Source organism: Sulfuriferula nivalis (genome assembly GCF_009937995.1).
In the GTDB taxonomy this organism is placed as follows: domain Bacteria; phylum Pseudomonadota; class Gammaproteobacteria; order Burkholderiales; family Sulfuriferulaceae; genus Sulfuriferula; species Sulfuriferula nivalis.
Genome location: NZ_AP021881.1, coordinates 3232730 through 3253924 on the forward strand (window position 1 = coordinate 3232730; position 21195 = coordinate 3253924).

Here is a 21195-nt window from a genome sequence, read left to right on the forward strand (position 1 = left end):
CAAATCTTGCACAACGGCTTGATGGCTGTTGTGCAAGTTCATCGTATTAAACCAGTACATCTTCAATAGCAAACAATCGGCGATACTCACGCATCGCATAGCGGTCTGTCATACCTGCAATATAATCAGCAATCACCCGTGGAATGTCGCTATCTGCTGTCGGCTGATGCTCGGTCGGCAATAACGCCGGTGTTGTCAAAAACGCCTGAAATAGTTCTGACACGACACGTGCAGCTTTCGTTGTCATGCGCGTGACGCGATAATGGCGATACAGGTTTTTGCGTAAAAACTGTTTGAGTTCCAGATTTTGTTTAACAATGTCTGCGCTAAAACCTATTAGTGGCGGCGTGCTGCGTACGTCACCCAGACTTTGTACACCAGCGGCCACAATTGCTGATTGACTATGCGAGATTAAATCCGATACCAGTGCGTTAATCATGCGGCGTATGGTTTCGTGGATGGTGCGGCGCTCGTTTAATTTGGGGAAGTGCGCGCGCACTTCGTTGAGATAGCGTGCGAATAGTGTGACTTCTTCCAGTTGTGCCAGGGTAATGAGACCAGAACGCAGGCCATCATCAATGTCGTGATTGTTGTAGGCAATCTCATCGGCCAGATTGGCAAGCTGTGCTTCCAGGCTGGGCTGATGCTTGTGTATAAAGCGTTCACCGACATCACCCAGTTGCCGTGCGTTTTCCAGGGCACAATGTTTGAGTATACCTTCGCGGGTTTCAAAACACAGATTCAATCCATCAAATTCGGCATAGCGCTGTTCCAGCTTATCCACCACGCGCAGACTTTGCAGATTGTGTTCAAAGCCGCCGTAATCTTTCATGCAGGCGTTGAGCGCATCTTGTCCAGCGTGACCAAATGGGGTGTGTCCCAGATCGTGAGCGAGTGAAATCGCCTCGACCAAGTCCTCGTTCAGGCACAGTATCCGCGCCATGGATCGGCCGATCTGGGCGACTTCCAGACTATGTGTCAAACGTGTGCGGAATAAGTCGCCTTCATGGTTTACAAATACCTGCGTCTTGTATTCCAGCCGTCGAAATGCACCCGAGTGGATAATGCGATCACGATCACGCTGAAACTCGCCGCGAGGTGCTGCCGACAGTTCAGGATAGTGGCGACCTTTGCTGGTGACGTCGTGTGCGGCATAAGCCGCCAGCTTAAATGGCGTGGACATAATGTGTCAGCGCAGCGGTTAAATCTGTTTCGGGAACATCGGCACTGACAAAAGCGGAGCCTATGCCGCTTAATAAGACAAAGCGGATGCGCCCACTTTCAACTTTTTTATCCAGTCCCATGTAATCCATATAACGGGCTGCGCCTAAGTCGGGTGCGGTATCAGGTAAGCCGGCACTACGATACAGGGCGCGTATCCGTTCAACTTGAGCCGTCTTTAGCAAGCCCATGCGCTGTGATACATCCGCTGCCAGCACCGTGCCTGCAGCCACGGCTTCGCCGTGTAGCCAGTTGCCATAACCCATGCCGGATTCTATGGCGTGACCAAACGTATGTCCCAGATTCAATAATGCGCGCATGCCCGATTCGCGTTCGTCCTGCGCCACGACCTCGGCTTTAATTTCACAGGAGCGGTGTACGGCGTAAGCAATACTATCCTTATCTAGGGTACGTAATTTCGCCATATTGTCTTCCAGCCAAACAAAAAACTCAGGATCATAAATCAGGCCATATTTAATGACTTCAGCCAGACCTGCCGACAATTCGCGAGCAGGCAAAGTTGCTAATGTGGTGGTATCTGCTAACACTAGCTGTGGCTGATAAAACGCACCTATCATGTTCTTACCCAGCGGGTGATTAATTCCTGTCTTGCCACCCACAGATGAATCCACTTGTGCAAGCAGTGTCGTTGGTATCTGAATAAATGGCACGCCACGTAAATAACTGGCTGCGGCAAATCCGGTCAAATCGCCGATGACGCCACCACCTAGTGCGATAAGTGTGGTCTTGCGTTCACAGCGATTTTCCAGCAATGCATCAAAAATCAGATTCAGCGTTTCCCAGGTTTTATATTCTTCCCCATCAGGCAGAATGATCGGCACCACCGCCACACCATGAGCAGTTAATCTTGCTGTCAGTTTGTCCAGATACAATGGCGCGACAGTGGTGTTGGTGACGATGGCTACACGTTTCTGTGGCAAGTGTGCGATGATGAGTTCAGGCTGGTTCAGTAAGTCGATGCCAATATGAATTGGGTAGCTGCGGCTACCGAGGGCGACAGTTAAAGTTTGCATGGTAATCATTAATTACATAGAGATAGTGTAATTATACCCATATTGGCTATTATCATATTTAATATGGATAACTTGACTTCGCTCATGGGTTTTCTGGTGTTGAAACTATCAGCCATGAAATGAAAAGTTATGCGGTTAAACAAGTTTACCTATCGTTATTAATTCGGCTAAGATATTGAAGCGATGAATTAATAACGCCTAATAATAAAAAGACCAGCAAATGCTGTGCAAATAATAATAGTAACTACTTTCGAGGTTTCTATATTTTTTATGGGGTGACTTAAAGATGCGTAAAAATTTCCCAGTAACAGAACGTGAATATATCCTCAATGATGGTCAAGCCATCGTATCAACTACTAATCTCAAAGGGCAAATCACTTATGTAAACCCTTATTTTCTTGAAGTCAGCGGATTTACTGAGCAAGAGTTGATAAATGCACCGCATAATATTGTGCGTCACCCTGATATGCCAGAAGCTGCGTTTGCTGATTTGTGGATTACACTTAAATCAGGGTTGCCATGGACTGGGATGGTTAAAAACCGTTGTAAGAATGGCGATTATTACTGGGTGGTGGCGAATGTTATCCCGGTGATAGAAAAAGGCATGCCTGTTGGTTACATGTCAGTCAGAACCAAGCCTACGCGTGAACAGGTAAAGCAGGCTACCCAGCTCTATGAAGAAATTAATGCGGGTAATCCTAGGAAATTGGCAATTAAAAATGGTGCAGCCGTTAAATCAGGCTGGGCAGGTAAATTAGCTGCACTTACGAAAATGTCATTAGCGCAACGTCTGGCATGGAACTTTAGTTTCATTTTATTGGTGTTGTGCGCGATTAGTATTTTTGCCTGGGTTTCTGGCACACACATTTTCCTTGGTATTGCCTCGGTATTGGCTATTTTGATGACCATGTATTCTTGGTATTCATTAACCCAGACTATCGTTGTGCCATTAAGAAGCGCGATCAAAGCAACGCATATACTGGCTGGTGGTGATTTGACCACGCGTCTGGAAGTACAAGGGCATGATGAGTTTGGACAGCTATTGCTTGGATTACGTCAGCTGAATATCAATTTGCATACGATTATCGGTGATGTACGTAGCAGCTTCGCGCGTATAGGTATCGCGACTCAGGAAGTGGCTGCGGGGAATATGGATTTATCGGGTAGAACCGAAGCGCAGGCGGCCAGTCTGGAAGAAACGGCAGCCAGCATGATGCAATTTACGTCGACGGTTAAGAAAAATACTGCGCACGCGGTAGAGGCAAATAGCTTGGCGAACGAGGCTACATCTGTTGCTGAAAAAGGCGGTGTGGTTGTTGCTAAAGTCGTTACTGCCATGAGTGATATCAACACCTCTTCCAGAAAAATCGTAGATATTATTGGCTTGATTGATAGCATAGCGTTTCAAACCAATATTCTTGCGCTTAATGCAGCTGTTGAGGCCGCTCGTGCAGGTGAGCAGGGACGTGGATTTGCAGTTGTCGCAACTGAGGTGCGCAGTCTTGCACAACGCAGTGCGGCAGCTGCAAAAGAAATTAAGTCGTTGATAGATGTTTCGGTTGCCAAAGTGGATGAAGGCGCGGCATTAGCTGATGAAGCAGGCAGTAACATGAATGAAATTGTTAATGCAATTAAACGTGTGTCTGTCATTATGAATGAGATTAGCGTTGCTTCACGCGAGCAAAGCATAGGCATAGGTCAGGTCAATGATGCAATTGCTGAGATGGATGAGGTTACCCAGCGCAATGCTGCTCAGGTTGAAGAAGCTGCTGCGGCAGCAGCCATCTTGGAAGAGCAGACATTGTCACTGATTAATGCTTTGAAAGTATTTAAAATAGACGGTGCAACTGATGTACCACGGAAAGCATCTGGCAAGATGCGTGTATTGACTAAATAATCTTATTAGAACAACGAGACTGCAACATGACTTATTTTAAACACCATGTATTTTTTTGCACCAATGAACGCGACGATGGCGCAAAGTGTTGTGGCGCATCGGGTGGGCAGGCGATGCGGGATTACACCAAAAAGAAAATCAAAGCGCTGGATATGAATGGCGAGGGTAAATGCCGTATTAACAGCGCAGGATGTATGGACAGATGCAGCGAAGGTCCATTGCTGGTGGTGTATCCGGAAGCCACTTGGTACACCTATGTGGATGAAGAAGACATAGATGAAATTATCACTGAACATTTGCAAAATGGACGCGTGGTGGACAGGCTGCTGCTTAAATGAAACGTTCCAAACTTCGTATCAAATCTGCTATCGGTTATATAGAAACGCTGGTCAATGATCCTGGTGAGCGTCGGCGCGGCCTGGCATTCATTGCGCATCCCCATCCGCTGCATGGCGGCACGATGGATAACAAAGTGGTGTTGAGCATGGCGCAAACTTGCTATGAGCAAGATTATGTTGCTGTCCGCCCGAATTTTCGCGGCGTGGGTAGCTCCGATGGTGAATACACAGGCGGCATAGGTGAAACCGAAGATATGCTGGAACTCATTGCTTTTGTGCGTGGGCATTATGATGCTGACTTACCCATTGTGCTGGCTGGTTTTTCATTTGGGGGTTACGTGCAACACCGCGTGGCGCAGCAACTGGATGTAAGTAAACTCATCCTTATTGGCCCTGCGGTAAATTTATATGAATTTGGCAGCGTGCCTGCCAATACCAGCGTCATCCATGGTATCAACGACGAAGTTGTGCCTTATGCTGATGCGCAAGCATGGGCGCATAATCAGCACATTAATTTTCAAACTATCGATGACACCGGTCATTTTTTTCATGGCAAATTAGCCGAACTCAAGTCAGCGGTACTCGCAGCATGTCAATCATAAAAGTACGTCATTTAGCCAAAAAATACGGTGACAACGAAGTAGTACGCGGCCTGGATCTGGATATCCAGCGCGGCGAATGTTTTGGCTTGCTTGGCCCCAATGGCGCAGGTAAAACCACTACGCTGAAAATGCTGCTCGGTCTGGTTCGTCCTGATACGGGCGAAATTTTAATTCTTGATGAAGATATCTCCTGTCACGCCCGCGAAGCGCGACTGCGTATCGGCGTAGTGCCGCAAATGGATAATCTTGATCCTGATTTCAGCGTGGCGGAAAATCTGCTGATATACGGGCGTTATTTTGGCCTGAGTGATGCGGTGATTAACAGTCGTATTCCCGCGTTACTGGAATTTGCGGGATTGACCAGCAAAGCTGATGCAAAAATCACTTCGCTATCAGGCGGGATGAAGCGCCGCCTTACGTTGGCACGTGCGCTGGTGAATGACCCTGAACTGATAGTGCTTGATGAACCGACGACAGGGCTGGATCCACAAGCACGGCACGTTATCTGGCAAGGGTTGCGCCGCTTGATACATCAAGGTAAAACCATCTTGCTCACCACTCACTTTATGGAAGAAGCTGAGCGCTTATGCGATAACCTGGTTATCCTCGATCACGGCAAAGTCATCGCCAAAGGCAATCCGCGTGATTTAATCGCGGCTGAAATTGAGCCTAATGTGGTGGAAATTTATGGCGAGACTGTCGAAGACTGGTCTCGGCAGCACGGTGAGCAATGGTGTGCCCGCCATGAAATCACGGGTGAAACGCTATTTTGCTACACGCATGACTGCATAGGGCTAATCGAACATTTGCGTGAGCAGCAAGCTTTACGCTATGTACAGCGCCCATCCAATCTGGAAGATGTTTTCTTAAAATTTACTGGACGTGAGTTACGCGACGCATGAACTATTTTACTCACCCACAATTCTCCTGGCGCTTTATCCCAGTTTGGCGACGTAACTTTCTGGTCTGGAAGAAACTGGCAGGCTCCAGCATCCTCGGTAACTTGGCTGATCCCATGTTTTACATGCTGGGTTTTGGTTATGGACTGGGCAGCCTGATTCCGCAAGTTGGTGGCGCGAGTTACATGACTTTTCTGGCGGCGGGTACAATCTGTTACTCGACCATGAACAGCGCAACGTTTGAAGTGCTGTATTCAGGTTTCTCGCGTATGCACGTACAAAAAACCTGGGAGGCCATACTCAATGCGCCGCTCACATTAGATGATGTGATGCTGGCAGAACTCACATGGGGTGCGTCCAAGAGCCTGCTCTCTGGTATCGCCATACTGGCCGTGATTTGGGCGTTGGGTTTGCAACAAAGCTGGATGCTGAGTTTGTGGGTGATGCCCGTGGTGATATTGATCGGCCTGACGTTCTCGGCGATGGGTTTGGTGATGACCGCCGTTTCGCCCAGCTATGACTTTTTCATGTATTACTTCACTCTGGTGATTACACCCATGGTGTTGTTGTGCGGTGTGTTCTACCCCGTTGAGCGTATGCCTGAAATTTTGCAAAACGTTGCAGCGGTGTTGCCGCTGTCGCACGCGATCGACCTCGTGCGACCGCTGATACTGGGACATGTTCCTGCCGCAATTTTTACTCACGTCGCTGCATTGCTGGCCTGGACGACTGTTAGCTACTGGCTCGCAGTGGGGCTGACACGGCGACGGATATTGAAATAACCTAGTCCGCATCTATATCGACGTTGGTGTCGATGCGGGTGTAGGGCAGGCGGGCGTAATTCGCAAATATCGCGGGTGCGCTGGTGTCTAGGGCAGTGATTTCGAAAATGGGCTGATGGTTTTGCTGTATCAGCAATGGCAACGCCCATGCCGATGACCAGCAGATGTGGCGGTCATCCTGGTTGGGCATGTTGAGCTGGTACCAGTGGCATAGTCCCCATGCGGTCGCTAGCGGTGCAGTCTGTTCAGTGGTGAGTGTGTATGTGCCTTGCGGCATGGTCAATATATGCGCCATGCCATTCCAGTTGGCGTAGATGCCTATGCGATACAAGTGGCTGCGGTCTGCGCTGGTAACGGTATGGCGCTTGAGATCATAGAGCTGATAATTTTCTTCCGTCCCCGTTTGACGAAGGATGCTGATCATGACGTTGTGGTCGGTCAGTCGCGTCAGTTGTTGCTCCCCCTCGCGCCACATTTGCAAGGCGTGTGGCATGCCTTTGCTATCCAGATAATTTGCTTGTAAATACACCTGCCGAGGTGCCTGATCAACAGGGAATGCTGTATTCCAGTCCAGCGTGTCGGCAAATGCCGGGGCTGCAAGCAGCATCCCCAGCGCTAATTTCACTAGTCTCAATTACGGATAGCCTTGGCACTATCGAAGTAAGTATAAGGTTTGCCATTTTCGTACAAGGTGTGTGTACTCAGTTCGACGTGATAATGATGTTGCGCATTATTGATGTCCTTGCCATCAGGGTCAGTTGGGTAAACGATAGTCAAATCATCAGCCTTGGTCGACGACATGACGTGCTGCGTAACCTTGGGTTTGAAATTCTTCGCAGTGCGTAGCGCTTCCAGCAGGACGCGGCCATCGTGTCCTTCACCTGCCAGATTCAGTCCCATGATATGGGCAATTGTCGGTGCCAGATCAACGTTGCCACTTGGATATTTATCAAGATAGCTGCGACGGAAATCTGGACCGTAAGCGATGAAGGTGTTATGCACGTCTATCGGGCTGAAGCTGCCATGCATGCCGCGATTATTGCCCGCACTTTCATATTCGGTACCTGGCATGCCTTGGACAACGGCTTTTTCATTGAAGTTGAAGCTCACGATCAGGTCAGGATTGCGGCCAGCAGTATTTTCCAGATGCACAGCTTGCAGTGGCAGCGTGCCAGGTAATTGGCCATAGCGGCTATCTGCAAATATCGCACCGTATTCAGGACGCGATTGCACATAACGCACCACCTTTGCCACAGTAGCTGCATCGTGGTCGGGCAAGTACAGGTAGTCGCTGCCGCCGTTTGCAGCAATGACTATCGGGTGTTTGTCCACAGGCAACTCCGCAGGCACCTTGAAGTTGCCAGTGGTGTATTTCTGTCCAGCTTTGCCGCATACACTGCCATCATTATCTGTTTGTGTGGCATAAACGGGTGTGTTGTCGGCGCGTATGCCAGACATCACTGGATCCAGCACGCAGCCTTTGCCGTCATAAGCGGTGAAACCTGCACGCGTTAGTAAATCAGCAGTACGCACATCACCCGATACCGAGTAGGCCAGCTCGCTGGTTTGACCTGGTTTGCCGTCTGCGACTACGCGCAAAGGGAACCAGTCAGCATCGCCAGCAACCGTGCTGTGACCGTGATCGGAGACCACCACGATATCGGTAGCGCTTGCCATGCGCAGCGCCTTGAGTCTGGCCTGCAGGTCGCCCAGTAGCTGATCCTGTGCACGCAGCGCATCGTGGTAATTGGCAGTGCCCGGACCGTAATTGTGTTCGGTAGAGTCTGGATTACGCAACCAGATCAGGCTCAGTTTGGGCTGATGCATAGGCAGGATTTGATTGAGATACGCGTGCATCATGTAAGCATTTGCATTCTTGTACGGAGAGCCACTACCATTGGTCGGGTCGGTTGTGACTTTGTCATCCAGTTTCGCAACGGGAGTGGATGCGGTTGGGTCACCGTTGTTGGGCGCTAGCGCCAACGTAGCATTGGCATCGGTTATTGTGGCTGTTTTTGGCAAGGCAACGCCAGCCGCCTGTAATTCCTGCGCCAGACTTAGCGGCATGACCGTGCGTTCATCGAGCAACAAACCGCCGCGTTTGAAATCCTGCAAATAAGCTGGGCCCGACTTGCCGATGGCGGCCGTCGTGATGCCGCTGGCCTGCGCAGCCTGGAACAGCGTGCCCACCATCAACAGCTGGTTGCTGTAATAGGCATTGATGTCATCGAGGATGCCGTAATCTTCGGTAAATATCGGCTGCTGAAAATCAACCGGCTTGCCATGCGCATCCTTGCCCGTAGCACCAGCACGCCAAACGGTATTGCCGTAGAACCCGGTATGCTCAGGGAAACTACCAGTGGCAAAACTCGCCGCATTCATCATGGTAAAGGTCGGGTAAGTTGCATGGTTAGCACTGAAATTCACGCCTGCGCTACGCATACGCAACAGATTCGGGGTGTCGGCCGCAGTCACCGAGTCAGGACGTAAACCATCCCATACGAAAATAATGACATTGTGGGCGTTAGCTTTGCTTGGCGTTGCCTGAGCAGGCAGCACACTCAGCAACAAGCTGGCGGCAGACAGGGCTAAACATATTTTTTTCAGGGCGGGTAGCTTCATGATGGGTAGATTCGTGGCGAGAATTGATGATGGCAATAAGCGTACACAATATACATGACGATATTGTGGCAGCTTGCTGACGCATCGTGAGTAGTGGCTAATGATTTTGGAGTGGTTTTTATCTAGCCAAACGATTTTTTCTGCGAAATCAAATCAATTTCGTGCACTATGCTGATGAAGGCCTCAACTCGACTCAAAGCAGCCCTCATACCCGCCAAACAAAAGACACCCGAGGGGGCCTATACTCTTCATGCGCGGCTAAGCTTTAGGTATTGCGACTTCGGTTAAAGTCCAATCATATAACTGAGGTAAACAGTAGTTGACCCCGTGCTTTGGAATGGCAGTTGTTGGTAATAAACATCTCCTGAAATACGTTGCGTTTTAGACACTGCGTAATAAGCACCAGCCGAAGCCACTGGGCGTAAACGCTTAATACTGTCGTTAAAGTTCTCTGACGTCAGGTTGGCAATGCTTGATGATGTGGCGATATATTGGTCAACGCTATGTTCTAAATCCTGCTCTATACCAAGGCTTGCCGTTAAGGTGGTTTTAGGTGTCAGTGTGTGGTTTAGCTTTAATCCAACCAATGCTGTTGTTGAACGGTCTTTAAGTGTCGCGTAGCTTAAAGGAGCTGTAACCCCTGTTTCTGTATAAGCATCTTGCTTTATGGTAGTTTGCCGTAATGCAAAATAAGGGCGAAGTAGTGTTTTATCTTTAAAGGTAAATGCGTAACTTAATTCACCGACATAGCTTTGAATATTAAGGTTAGTGTCACCGGTACCAGCTTCTGAAGTTCCAATCACATCACGTGTGATGTTGACATCTTTGTCTTGGTAAGCATTAGCCACTTTTACTTGGAGGCCTAAACCATCAGCGTTTTGATTCCATACTGCAAATACACCCATCAATGGATTCTTATTAGACACCTTGATACCCGTAGGTGTGTTGTTACTTACATTCTGGTTTACGAAGCCACCAATGCGGATGTTGGGTGTGGCTTTATAACCAATTACCACCACAGCACTGGTATTACTTGAATTTGGATTGTCTACTGTTGTGTAACGCCCACCTGAAGAGATACACATACCCTTAGTATCAAACAAGTTACAGTCGTAGGTATTCATGTTGGCGAAGTTAGTTGATATAGCGGCTGCGTTGAAGATACCACGTAATCTTTGCGCTGAAATATCGAGTGATGCTTGTGTGTCAGCGGTAGAAGGGCCGCTAACCAATACACTTATGCTAAGGGTGCCATATGCTGCACCCGCTAAATTAAAAGGATTCAACAGGTAAGAGCTAGTTCCGCTATCGTAACTAATGTTCATTGTTCCTCCGCCATTGGAGGTAGTAAACGCAACCCCCTGAGAGTTCAAATACAGAGGACTGCCTAGCCAATTATTTTGAATTCCATATATATTTGAAAGACCCGTGATGACATAACTGGTCCCCATGTAATACACGTTCCCTAAAATCGCTGTAATAGTGCCACTATTAACAGTAAATACTCCATTGACAGTATCTACGGGGCCACCGGAAATAATATTGTTACCGGAAAACACAAAATTATAATTAGTATCAGCCCAAGTTGACTCCACTCCACCTAACAATAATGTTGATGAAACAAGCAGATTTTTAAAAAATGATAAGGTCATATAGCACTCAGTAATTAGGTTGAGTTGAAGTTAAGGACGGTTGCTTATTCCGCTAAACAGATCGTACGCCATCACCCTCCCAAAATCATTAACTTATTATGAGTCTAGTATCAGATCGGGCTTCAATTGATGGCTGCTATGCCAGCGCCTTATGCCGTGACTTGGCATCGGGTTTGGTTGCGTCATCCGGATTGCACAGGCGGTGAAAGCGCATCAATGTTTTTTGTGCGCGGCCGAGTACGCTGTTGTTGGTGTAAATGCCGGTCTCGTCGAGTTCGCCTTCGGGGTGGCCCATCAGTAGGTCTAGCCCATCGGTGACGTGGTCGATTACATGGATATGGAATTGGCCTTGTTCAACTGCGGTTATGACTGCATGGCTTAACATGAGATGCGGGCGGTTGCGAGCCGGGAGGATGATGCCCTGGCTGCCGTCCAGCCCTGCTTCCTGACAGACTTGGAAAAACCCTTCTATTTTTTCATTCAAGCCGCCTATGGGCAGGACTTCGCCGAATTGATTGAGCGCGCCTGTGACGGCAATGCCTTGACGGATGGGTAAGCCGGACAGGCTGGATATCAACGCATAAAATTCAGCGCATGAAGCCGAATCGCCTTCTACGCCGTGGTATTCCTGTTCAAAAACCAGTGCACCATCGACTGAGAGCGGGCCGAGATGGGCGAACAGGCTGGCAAAATAGTTTTGCAGTATAAAGACGCCTTTGTCGTGGATGGGGCCGGACATTTCTACTTCACGTTCTATATTGATGAGGCCATCCTTGCCGGGAAAGGTACGCGCGGAGATAACGACGGGCAGTCCGAAACGGTGGTCGCCCTGGTCTATCTGGGTGAGGCCGTTAATGTGGCCTACGCGTTCGCCTTGTACGCTAATCAGTAATTCACCCTCGGCGATGGATTCGTGCAGGCGCTGATCAGGATAGTCATGGCGCCATGTTTTGGCCTGTAGCGCAGCCTCGACATCCTCGCGCTGTACAATTTTACCTTGAGCTACGGTGCCGCTTTCAACCACCAGCTGTTCCAGATAAGCGAATATGGCATAGAGTCGGGTCTGGTCGTCCGCTTCACGGTGCATTTCTTCCAGTAGTCGGGCAACTGCTGCTGCGGAAAAATGCGGCAAACCCAGGCGGCGACAGGTGTGTGCAATAAAAATGGCGCTGTCGTGATGGGTGCTTACTCCGGCTTTGAAGCTTTCAGCAAAATCTACTTTGATGCGGAAATAGCGGCCGAATTCAGGGTCGTCTTCTTGTAGTTCGTAATAATGCTCGCGCGTCCCGATCAGGATGATTTTTACAGCGACATCGACTGCTTCGGGTGTGAGTGATACTGCCGGGTTGGGTGAATATTGCGTGCCGGGTTCTTCAATCTGCAAGCGTCCGCTGCGCAAGAATCGTCGCAGTTTTTCCCATACCAGCGGGTCGCCAAACAGATCACGCAGATGCAGCAACAAAAATCCGCCATGCGCACGTAACAGGCTGCCTGCGCGTATGCGGGAAAAATCCGTCATCAGCACGTCGTTTTCGACCTGATATTCTATACTGCCAAATAGCGAGCGAAACAGCGGGTTATCTTCGACCAGCGCGGGTGCACCATTCAATTCGCTATTGTCTACCACCAGATTTACGCGGTAAGCCAGCATGGCCTCCAGCAATTCTGCTTGCACGGCGATATCTTCGGAGCCGAATAATTCGAGCTGATACAGCACGTCTTGGGCAACCGCATCAAGATAGCGCCCCAGTTTGCCCACATCCATAATCTGCTGCTTCATCGCCATGCGTATCTGCTGTAGCTCATGATCCAGCATGGGTTTAATTAAATGGCGTTTGAATTGGATCAGCGCTTCCTTATTTGCACGTTCTTTAGGGCGCATTTTCTCCAGAAAGCGTGCGATCTCTACGCGCAGCAGTTGTTCATCGCGGTCAAGTTCGATTTTGCGTTCGGCTGACAGTGCGAGCATATCTGCTTCGGTCATGGCGTGCCCGTCGGCATCCAGCAAGGTAAAAATCAGACGTCCGTCTTCACGATGCAACGTGAAATGGCGTGCTGCTGCAAATGCAGACAGTTCAGCATAGGCAATTGCTTCTTCATCTTTATATGTCTGCTGTATGCGTTCATTTTCTGCATTGAATTCCGGGCCTGCCAGACGTCGGGGGATTTCCACTTGTAGCAGTTGTATCAGTGCTGCCATCATGTCGCGCAATATGCGGCCTTGGCCAGCAGGTAAGCGGAGTGCGATGGGATTCTCAGGTACGTCGAAATGATGCAAGTAGCATAAATCGGGCGGTGGCGAGCGTTTGGCTGCAGCAGCATGCATGGCTGCTTCCAGCAATGATGATCGTCCGCTACCGACCTCACCTAACACGAATAAATTGTAGCCCGGCTGATCTATCGAAAGACCGAAGTGGGCAGCTTTCTCCGCGCGTTCCTGACCTATCCACGGCAGTGTTTCATCAACTAATTCTACTGTGGTGGCAAACCCCAGTTTGTCTGCATTAAGCGTTAAGCGGAGTTGTGATGGTAGTAGTTTGGAAAGCGCCATGGACGACTCGGTATCAAAGGGTAATGTGTATTATTCCACTTGTAGATGGAAATTGCAGATTAATGACAGGAAAATGTCATGAAGTATTAGGTCGGTCTGTAGTACATTCAGCTAAATCCGCCCCAGATTAGCCTGTTTGGGCAAATATTAGCATTGCCTGATACCGCAGCGACGAGTAGAATTGAGTCAATTTCGCTTTTACTTTTATATAGCTACCAATGGACAGACAGAGCTGGTTGCAAGGGACTTTATACAGTCCTGATTTTGAACAAGATAGCTGCGGCTTCGGGCTGATGGCTCAATTAGATAATCAACCTAGCCATTGGCTGGTTAAAACCGCGATTTCGTCGTTGGCGTGTCTCACCCATCGGGGTGCGGTGGCGGCTGACGGCAAATCGGGTGATGGTTGTGGTTTGCTATTTAAAAAGCCTGACGTTTTCTTGCGCGCAGTGGCGGCTGAATGTGGCTTTAGCCTCAATGCACACTATGCCGCAGGCTTGGTATTCCTTAATCAGGATCCGGCATTGGCGACTGTCGCACGCGACACGCTGAATCGTGAGCTTGCTGCGCAAGGGTTGACGGTTGCTGGTTATCGCCTGTTGCCTGTGGATACGTCTGTTTGCGGTGAGTATGCACTGACGACATTACCCCATTTCGAACAGATTTTCGTTAACTGTCCTGCGGTCATGGATGCAGAAGCATTTGAACGCAAGCTGTATATCGCGCGACGTTTGACCGAAAAAGCATTGGCGGGTGATAAGACTTTCTATATTCCGACTTTGTCAGGCAATGTGATTCTGTACAAAGGCCTGGTGATGCCAGATGCGTTGCCAGTGTTTTATCAGGATTTGAGCGACGAACGTTTCGCCTCCTCATTGGCGGTTTACCATCAGCGTTTTTCTACTAATACCTGGCCAGAATGGCGTCTGGCGCAGCCTTTCCGTTATCTTGCGCACAATGGTGAGATTAATACGGTGGAAGGTAACCGTAACTGGTCATTGGCGCGTGAACGTAAATTTGCAACGCCGCTGATTCCAAATATGGATGATATACGTCCTATCGTTGGCCGTAATGGTTCAGATTCTTACAGCATGGATAACATGCTTGAAGGTCTGGTCATGGGTGGCGCGGGTCTGTTCCGCAGCTTGCGTATGATGATACCGCCAGCATGGCAGAATGTGCCTGAGATGGATGCGGATCTGCGTGCATTCTATGAATATAACTCCATGCACATGGAGCCGTGGGATGGCCCTGCTGGTGTGGTGTTGACGGATGGCCGCTATGGCGCCTGTCTGCTGGATCGCAACGGCTTGCGTCCTGCGCGTTATGTGGTTACTAAAGATCGTCATTTCACCATTGCATCTGAAGTCGGCGTGTGGAATTACGCACCTGAAGATGTGGTGCAAAAAGGTCGTATCAAGCCAGGTCAAATGATTGCGGCAGATTTGCTGACCGGCAAAATCTTGTTGCCAGCTGATATTGAAACCGAATTGAAATCTGCGCATCCTTATCGTGAGTGGCTGAAAAAGTCGCAGCATCTGGAATTGGGCATGTCGCAAGATGCGCATGTGGAAAAATTTGACGCACCTACTTTGTCGGTTTATCAGAAATTGTTCGGTGTGAGTTTTGAAGAGCGCGATCAGGTATTGCGTGTGCTTGGTGAAGATGGTCAGGAAGCGATAGGCTCCATGGGTGACGATACGCCTATGGCTGTGTTGTCGCAAAAAGTACGTTCACCGTTTGATTATCTGCGTCAGCAATTTGCGCAAGTCACCAATCCGCCGATAGATCCTATTCGCGAAGCTGTGGTGATGTCATTGAATACCTGCTTCGGTCCAGAGCGTAACCTGTTCGAGCAAACACCAGAGCACGCTCACCGTCTGGAAATACCTTCGCCAGTGTTGTCGCATGATGCATTTGTATATTTAACGACGCTGACTGACGATAACTATCGTAGTGCACAATTTGAATTAAGCTACGACCCTGCAACTACTAATTTGCAGGCGGCTGTGCAGAAGCTCACGCAAGACGTGACTGCCTCTGTGCAAGCTGGCAATGTGGTTATTGTGTTGTCCGATCGCGCAATCAGCAAAGCACGTTTGCCTGTGCATGCGCTGTTTGCAGTTGGTGCGGTGCATCATGCGTTGATTAAGGCGGGCTTGCGTTGCAATTGCAATATTATCGCTGAAACAGCAAGTGCGCGTGACCCACACCAGATCGCTGCGCTGCTGGGTTATGGCGCAACTGCCGTTTACCCATACCTTGCTTATCAAGCCATTATGAATATGGTGGCGTCGGGCGATATCAAACATAAAGTTGAAAAAGCGCTGACCAATTACCGTAAAGGTATAGACAAGGGCTTGCTTAAAGTCTTGTCTAAGATGGGTATTTCTACCATAGCCAGCTATCGTGGTGCGCAACTGTATGAAGCAGTCGGTGTGCATGAAGAAGTGGTTGCGCTGAGTTTGCATGGCACTGTGTCACGTATTTCAGGTGCGAACTTTGCTGACTTTGAAGAAGATCAGAAACAGCTGGCTCGTCTGGCTTACAACCCTATGCGCCCTATTGCGCAAGGTGGATTGCTGAAATTCATCCATGGCGAAGAATTCCACGCATATAACCCCGACGTGGTGTCGCAACTGCAACAAGCGGTACAAAAGGGTGATTATGCACTGTATAAGGAATACGCTGATTTGGTAAACGGTCGTCAAGTCGCCATGTTGCGCGATTTGATGGGCCTGAGCGAAGATGCACAACCTATTTCTATAGATGAAGTAGAGTCGATAGAAAAAATTCTGAAACGCTTTGATTCTGCCGGCATGTCGTTGGGTGCGTTGTCACCTGAAGCGCATGAAGCCTTGGCGATAGGGATGAACCGCATCGGTGGTCGCTCCAACTCGGGCGAAGGTGGTGAAGATCCTGTGCGCTATGGCACGATGAAAATGTCCAAGATCAAGCAGGTGGCTTCTGGACGTTTTGGTGTTACTGCACATTATCTGGTCAATGCTGAAGTATTGCAGATCAAGATTTCGCAGGGTGCGAAGCCGGGTGAAGGCGGGCAGTTACCGGGACACAAAGTGTCGGAAATGATAGGTAAGCTGCGTTGTGCAAAACCGGGTGTTTCTTTGATTTCGCCGCCGCCGCATCACGATATTTATTCTATCGAAGATTTGGCTCAGTTGATTTTTGACTTGAAGCAAGTCAACCCTAAAGCGTTGATCTCTGTGAAATTGGTGGCTGAGCCTGGTGTGGGTACTGTCGCTGCTGGTGTGGCTAAGGCTTACGCCGATTTGATTACCATTTCAGGTTATGACGGTGGTACAGGTGCGTCTCCACTAACCAGTGTGAAATATGCGGGTACGCCATGGGAGCTGGGTTTGACCGAAGCGCAGCAAGTATTGCGTGCCAACGGCTTGCGTGGGCGTGTGCGCGTGCAAACTGATGGTGGTTTGAAAACAGGCTATGACGTGATCAAAGCGGCTATTCTTGGTGCTGAAAGCTTTGGCTTTGGTACAGCGCCGATGATAGCGCTAGGTTGCAAATATTTGCGTATTTGCCATCTGAACAATTGCGCGACAGGCGTTGCAACGCAAGATGAGCGGTTACGCAAGCAGCACTTTATCGGTTTGCCAGAAATGGTTGTCAATTTCTTCACTTTCGTGGCGATGGAAACGCGTGAGTGGATGGCAAAATTAGGTGTGCGCACGATAGAGGAGCTTATTGGTCGTATTGATTTGCTCAAGCTCAATGCAGGTGATACGCCACGTCAAGGTCGTTTGAATCTGCAAACCTTGTTGACGCAAGGTAGCATACCTGAATCTGAACCGCGCTTCTGTGTGGAAACATCCAATCCGTCATTTGATAAGGGTGAATTGGCAGAGCAAATGGTCGTAGACGCGATGGAATGCATACGCACCAAGACGCCAACGACTTTGCATTACGCTGTACACAACGTTAATCGTTCTATCGGTGCGCGTTTGTCGGGTGAGATTGCGCGTCAACACGGTGCGCTCGGTTTGCCTGATGGTTGTTTAACACTGAAGCTGCAAGGTTCTGCAGGTCAGAGTTTTGGTGTGTGGAATAACAACGGTTTGAACTTGCTGTTGGAAGGTGACGCTAACGATTACGTTGGTAAAGGTATGTCAGGCGGTATTATCGCGATACAGCCATCGCCTAAAGCAGGGTTTGTTGCGCATGATGCTGTGATTATCGGTAACACTTGCTTGTATGGTGCTACGGGTGGTGAGTTGTATGCTGCAGGTACGGCTGGTGAGCGTTTCGCTGTACGTAACTCAGGCAGTTATGCCGTGATAGAAGGTGCGGGTGACCATTGCTGCGAATACATGACCGGCGGTTGTGTCACTGTGCTGGGCGAGACCGGGATTAACTTCGGCGCAGGTATGACCGGCGGTTTTGCCTTGATTTATGATGCCAAGGGCGATTTTGCATCGCGTTACAATAATGAGCTCATAGATATTCACCGTATTCATACCGAGCATACAGCTGAATACCGCCATTTCCTGAAACAACGTCTGGAAGCGCATGCGCTGCACACCAATAGTGCTCGTGCGGCTAGCATGTTAGCTAACTTCACTGATATCGTTGCAAAATTCTGGTTGGTTAAGCCCAAAGCTGTGACTTTGGATAGCTTGCTAAAAGACTGATGCGCGCCGCTATGAAACCAACTAGTCTGGATAAATATTATGTCTGACGTATTTCAATTTATGAACATCCCGCGCCAGGACGGCGCGAAAACCGCCGCCGAAATTCGGCGCATGCAGTATAAAGAAATCTATGCACCTATGGATGCGAGACAGGCAACTGAGCAATCAGGAAGATGCTTGTCATGCGGCAATCCTTATTGTGAGTGGAAGTGCCCAGTACATAATTACATACCAAGCTGGTTGAAGCTGGTTAATGAAGGCAAGTTGTTTGAAGCGGCTGAATTGTCGCATCAAACTAATTCATTGCCTGAAGTCTGTGGTCGTGTTTGCCCGCAAGACCGTTTGTGCGAAGGCTCTTGTACGCTGAATGACGGGTTCAGTGCAGTTACCATAGGTCAAATCGAAAAGTATATTTCGGAAGAGGCTTTCAAGGCGGGCTGGCGTCCAGATATGAGCAAGGTGGTTGCGACTGACAAGCGCGTCGCGATTATTGGTGCAGGACCTGCGGGTTTAGGTTGCGCGGATGTTCTGGTGCGTAATGGTGTGAAGCCTGTGGTATTTGACCGCTATGACCAAATTGGTGGCTTGCTCACATTTGGTATCCCAGAATTCAAAATGGAAAAGTGGGTGATGCAACGCCGCCGTGAGGTGTTAGAGCAAATGGGTGTGGAATTCCGTCTCGGCGTAGAAGTGGATCACGCGCAAATGCAAACCCTGATGTCTGAGTACGATGCCGTGTTTATGGGTATGGGTACCTATACTTACATGAAAGGTGGCTTCCCTGGTGAAGACTTGCCTGGCGTACTGGAGGCTTTGCCATTCCTGATTTCCAACGTCAAGCACTGTCTTGATCTGGAAAAGGCGGGTGATGTTTTCACCTCCATGGAAGGTCAGCGCGTTGTGGTTCTGGGTGGTGGTGATACTGCCATGGATTGCAACCGTACCAGCATCCGCCAAGGTGCAACATCAGTTACTTGTGCATACCGTCGTGATGAAGCAAATATGCCGGGTTCCAAGCGCGAAGTTACCAATGCCAAGGAAGAAGGCGTGAAGTTCTTATGGAACCGTCAGCCAGTCGCAATTGTGGGTGATGGAAAAGTCGAGGGTGTGAAACTGGTTACGACAGAGTTAGGTGAACCAGATGCACGCGGTCGTCGTACTCCTGTGGTAGTTGAAGGCTCAGAAGAAATCATTCCTGCTGATCGCGTGATCGTGGCTTTCGGTTTCCGTCCTAGCCCAGCTCCGTGGTTTGCTGATATTGGCGTGACTACTGATCAAGGTGGTCGTGTTATAGCTAAAGGAAGTAAACACAAATTCCAGACAGCGAATGCCAAAGTTTTCGCAGGTGGTGACATGGTTCGCGGTTCGGATCTGGTCGTTACTGCTGTGTTTGAAGGTCGTGAAGCAGCTGAAGGTATTCTGGCTTATCTCGGCGTTTGGTAATAAGTTTTTAATCAGCATAAGACACGAAAAACACTGGCTGTTTTTCGTGTTGTTTTTTGTAAGTACAGTCTTTACATCTCTGGTAAATCATCATGTCTAAACTTAAAAATGATACATTTTTACGTGCTTTAATGCGTCAACCTACCGATTACACCCCAGTATGGATGATGCGGCAAGCGGGACGGTATTTGCCTGAATACAATCAGACCCGTGCACGTGCAGGAGATTTTTTGTCATTATGCAAAAACCCTGAGCTTGCAACTGAAGTCACGTTACAACCGCTAGCGCGCTTCCCTTTGGATGCGGCGATATTGTTTTCCGATATTCTCACCATACCTGATGCAATGGGCCTGGGGTTGTATTTTGCTCAGGGCGAAGGTCCAAAATTTGAACGTCCATTGCGTGAAGAATGGGAGATTCGAGATCTTACTGCGCCGAATCCTTACGAGCATTTAGGCTACGTGATTGATGCTGTTAAGGAAATTCGTCGTGCACTGGATGGTAGCGTGCCACTGATAGGCTTCTCTGGTAGTCCGTTTACTTTGGCCTGTTACATGATAGAAGGTCAGGGTGGTACAGACTTCTCTACGGTGAAGAAGATGTTGTACCAGCGTCCAGACTTGCTACATCATATTCTTGCTGTGAACGCGCAAGCTGTAACGGATTATTTGAATGCGCAAATTGAAGCGGGTGCGCAAGCGGTGATGATATTTGATACTTGGGGCGGTGCATTGTCCCACGCGGCGTATCATGAGTTTTCTTTGCGTTATATGCAAGATATTATGAATGGACTGACTCGTAAGAAAGATGGCGTAGATATCCCCGCAGTTATTTTTACCAAGGGTGGCGGAAACTGGCTGGAAAGCATGGCGGCAGCCGGTTGCGATGCATTAGGCTTGGACTGGACTGTTGATATCGGTGTTGCACGCCAGCGTGTGGGTGATCGTGTGGCGTTACAAGGCAATCTGGATCCATCTATTCTACTGACTGACCCGGATACTGTGCGTGCAGAAACCGCTAAAGTACTGGCAAGCTATGGTTCTGGCCATGGTCACGTATTTAATTTAGGTCACGGCATCTCCCAGTTTGCACCGCCAGAAAATGCGGCGGCACTGATAGAAGCGGTGCATAGCTTGAGCCCTGCCTATCATCTGTAAATAGCCGCTGATTATAGGTGGTGAAGTTAGCGCCGGAAGCTGGTGTATTTTCTGTATTTCGAGAATAAATCTCTAATGTTAAACGCTATTTTTGTTATCCACACATTCTGTGGATAACTTTGTGGGTAAAGCTAAGATAATTAGCTAAACCCTCACAGGATATAGACTTTTGCTGTTCTGCTTAAAAATTCCGCAACAATATAAACTCATAAAAAACAAGAAGTTATGTTTTTTTGATGTGTGGTGCACGGTTTAGGTACATAGCGGGTTGATTGCACTGTATTTGTGCATAAATGAGGCTGGCGGATAGAAAGTGCTTGACTTGGTGCAACG

Annotated in this window: 14 protein-coding genes; 8 read left to right on the forward strand and 6 right to left on the reverse strand. The window is 48.9% G+C overall.

The window, feature by feature from the left end:
* Window positions 1-46: 46 nt before the first annotated feature.
* Together SFSGTM_RS15985 and aroB are read right to left on the reverse strand one after the other, a co-directional pair.
* On the reverse strand, window positions 47-1183 hold the full coding sequence (locus SFSGTM_RS15985; protein WP_162086023.1) for a deoxyguanosinetriphosphate triphosphohydrolase: 1137 nt from the start codon (window positions 1181-1183) through the stop codon (window positions 47-49).
* Window positions 1167-2255 carry a 3-dehydroquinate synthase gene (gene aroB / locus SFSGTM_RS15990; protein WP_162086024.1) on the reverse strand — a complete coding sequence of 363 codons (1089 nt, stop codon included), beginning with the start codon at window positions 2253-2255 and terminating at the stop codon, window positions 1167-1169. Before aroB ends, SFSGTM_RS15985 begins: the two co-directional genes overlap by 17 nt.
* Window positions 2256-2541: 286 nt before the next feature.
* On the opposite strand from aroB, the gene SFSGTM_RS17240 reads away from it, so the two are divergent.
* The 5 genes from SFSGTM_RS17240 to SFSGTM_RS16015 are packed head-to-tail and all read left to right on the forward strand — an operon-like array spanning window position 2542 to window position 6773.
* A complete protein-coding gene (locus SFSGTM_RS17240; protein WP_162086025.1) occupies window positions 2542-4152 on the forward strand; it encodes a methyl-accepting chemotaxis protein in 1611 nt (536 codons plus the stop codon).
* A gap of 26 nt (window positions 4153-4178) precedes the next feature.
* Window positions 4179-4490 (forward strand): (2Fe-2S) ferredoxin domain-containing protein, encoded by a 312-nt coding sequence (locus SFSGTM_RS16000; RefSeq protein ID WP_162086026.1) that lies wholly within the window; start codon window positions 4179-4181, stop codon window positions 4488-4490.
* Window positions 4487-5092, forward strand: a complete 606-nt coding sequence (locus SFSGTM_RS16005) for an alpha/beta hydrolase (protein ID WP_162086027.1) — start codon at window positions 4487-4489, stop codon at window positions 5090-5092. Before SFSGTM_RS16000 ends, SFSGTM_RS16005 begins: the two co-directional genes overlap by 4 nt.
* A complete protein-coding gene (locus SFSGTM_RS16010; protein WP_174237429.1) occupies window positions 5080-5994 on the forward strand; it encodes an ATP-binding cassette domain-containing protein in 915 nt (304 codons plus the stop codon). Before SFSGTM_RS16005 ends, SFSGTM_RS16010 begins: the two co-directional genes overlap by 13 nt.
* A complete protein-coding gene (locus SFSGTM_RS16015) occupies window positions 5991-6773 on the forward strand; it encodes an ABC transporter permease (RefSeq protein ID WP_162086028.1) in 783 nt (260 codons plus the stop codon). The genes SFSGTM_RS16010 and SFSGTM_RS16015 overlap by 4 nt, the downstream gene beginning before the upstream one ends.
* 1 nt (window position 6774) lies before the next feature.
* Here the strand turns inward: SFSGTM_RS16015 and SFSGTM_RS16020 are convergent, their stop codons facing one another.
* The 4 genes from SFSGTM_RS16020 to SFSGTM_RS16035 form a co-directional block, all read right to left on the reverse strand.
* Entirely contained in the window at window positions 6775-7398 is a 624-nt protein-coding gene (locus tag SFSGTM_RS16020; protein WP_162086029.1) for a hypothetical protein, read from the reverse strand.
* A gap of 5 nt (window positions 7399-7403) precedes the next feature.
* The gene (locus SFSGTM_RS16025) at window positions 7404-9395 is read right to left on the reverse strand and encodes an alkaline phosphatase family protein (protein ID WP_162086030.1); all 1992 of its coding nucleotides are present in this window, start codon (window positions 9393-9395) and stop codon (window positions 7404-7406) included.
* Window positions 9396-9679: 284 nt separating this feature from the next.
* Entirely contained in the window at window positions 9680-11047 is a 1368-nt protein-coding gene (locus SFSGTM_RS16030) for an autotransporter outer membrane beta-barrel domain-containing protein (RefSeq protein WP_162086031.1), read from the reverse strand.
* A 136-nt stretch (window positions 11048-11183) separates the two neighbouring features.
* Window positions 11184-13598 (reverse strand): Lon protease family protein, encoded by a 2415-nt coding sequence (locus SFSGTM_RS16035; RefSeq protein WP_162086032.1) that lies wholly within the window; start codon window positions 13596-13598, stop codon window positions 11184-11186.
* 218 nt (window positions 13599-13816) lie between these two features.
* Here SFSGTM_RS16035 and gltB point away from each other — a divergent pair, with 218 nt between their 5' ends.
* The 3 genes from gltB (at window position 13817) to hemE (ending at window position 20862) form a co-directional block, all read left to right on the forward strand.
* Window positions 13817-18262: a glutamate synthase large subunit gene (gene gltB, locus SFSGTM_RS16040; RefSeq protein ID WP_162086033.1), complete on the forward strand. Its 4446-nt coding sequence runs from the start codon at window positions 13817-13819 to the stop codon at window positions 18260-18262.
* A gap of 39 nt (window positions 18263-18301) precedes the next feature.
* Window positions 18302-19705, forward strand: a complete 1404-nt coding sequence (locus SFSGTM_RS16045; RefSeq protein WP_162086034.1) for an FAD-dependent oxidoreductase — start codon at window positions 18302-18304, stop codon at window positions 19703-19705.
* 92 nt (window positions 19706-19797) lie between these two features.
* Complete coding sequence (hemE, locus tag SFSGTM_RS16050; protein WP_162086035.1) at window positions 19798-20862, forward strand: uroporphyrinogen decarboxylase; 1065 nt, start codon at window positions 19798-19800, stop codon at window positions 20860-20862.
* Window positions 20863-21195 lie beyond the last annotated feature (333 nt).

Excerpts from the sequence above, each read along its gene's own strand:
- aroB (WP_162086024.1), bottom strand. The coding sequence starts at position 2,255 with ATGCAAACTTTAACTGTCGCCCTCGGTAGCCGCAGCTACCCAATTCAT.
- SFSGTM_RS16015 (WP_162086028.1), top strand. The coding sequence starts at position 5,991 with ATGAACTATTTTACTCACCCACAATTCTCCTGGCGCTTTATCCCAGTT.
- SFSGTM_RS16025 (WP_162086030.1), bottom strand. The coding sequence starts at position 9,395 with ATGAAGCTACCCGCCCTGAAAAAAATATGTTTAGCCCTGTCTGCCGCC.
- SFSGTM_RS16010 (WP_174237429.1), top strand. The coding sequence starts at position 5,080 with ATGTCAATCATAAAAGTACGTCATTTAGCCAAAAAATACGGTGACAAC.
- hemE (WP_162086035.1), top strand. The coding sequence starts at position 19,798 with ATGTCTAAACTTAAAAATGATACATTTTTACGTGCTTTAATGCGTCAA.
- SFSGTM_RS15985 (WP_162086023.1), bottom strand. The coding sequence starts at position 1,183 with ATGTCCACGCCATTTAAGCTGGCGGCTTATGCCGCACACGACGTCACC.
- SFSGTM_RS16005 (WP_162086027.1), top strand. The coding sequence starts at position 4,487 with ATGAAACGTTCCAAACTTCGTATCAAATCTGCTATCGGTTATATAGAA.
- SFSGTM_RS16035 (WP_162086032.1), bottom strand. The coding sequence starts at position 13,598 with ATGGCGCTTTCCAAACTACTACCATCACAACTCCGCTTAACGCTTAAT.
- SFSGTM_RS17240 (WP_162086025.1), top strand. The coding sequence starts at position 2,542 with ATGCGTAAAAATTTCCCAGTAACAGAACGTGAATATATCCTCAATGAT.
- SFSGTM_RS16045 (WP_162086034.1), top strand. The coding sequence starts at position 18,302 with ATGTCTGACGTATTTCAATTTATGAACATCCCGCGCCAGGACGGCGCG.
- SFSGTM_RS16030 (WP_162086031.1), bottom strand. The coding sequence starts at position 11,047 with ATGACCTTATCATTTTTTAAAAATCTGCTTGTTTCATCAACATTATTG.
- SFSGTM_RS16000 (WP_162086026.1), top strand. The coding sequence starts at position 4,179 with ATGACTTATTTTAAACACCATGTATTTTTTTGCACCAATGAACGCGAC.
- gltB (WP_162086033.1), top strand. The coding sequence starts at position 13,817 with ATGGACAGACAGAGCTGGTTGCAAGGGACTTTATACAGTCCTGATTTT.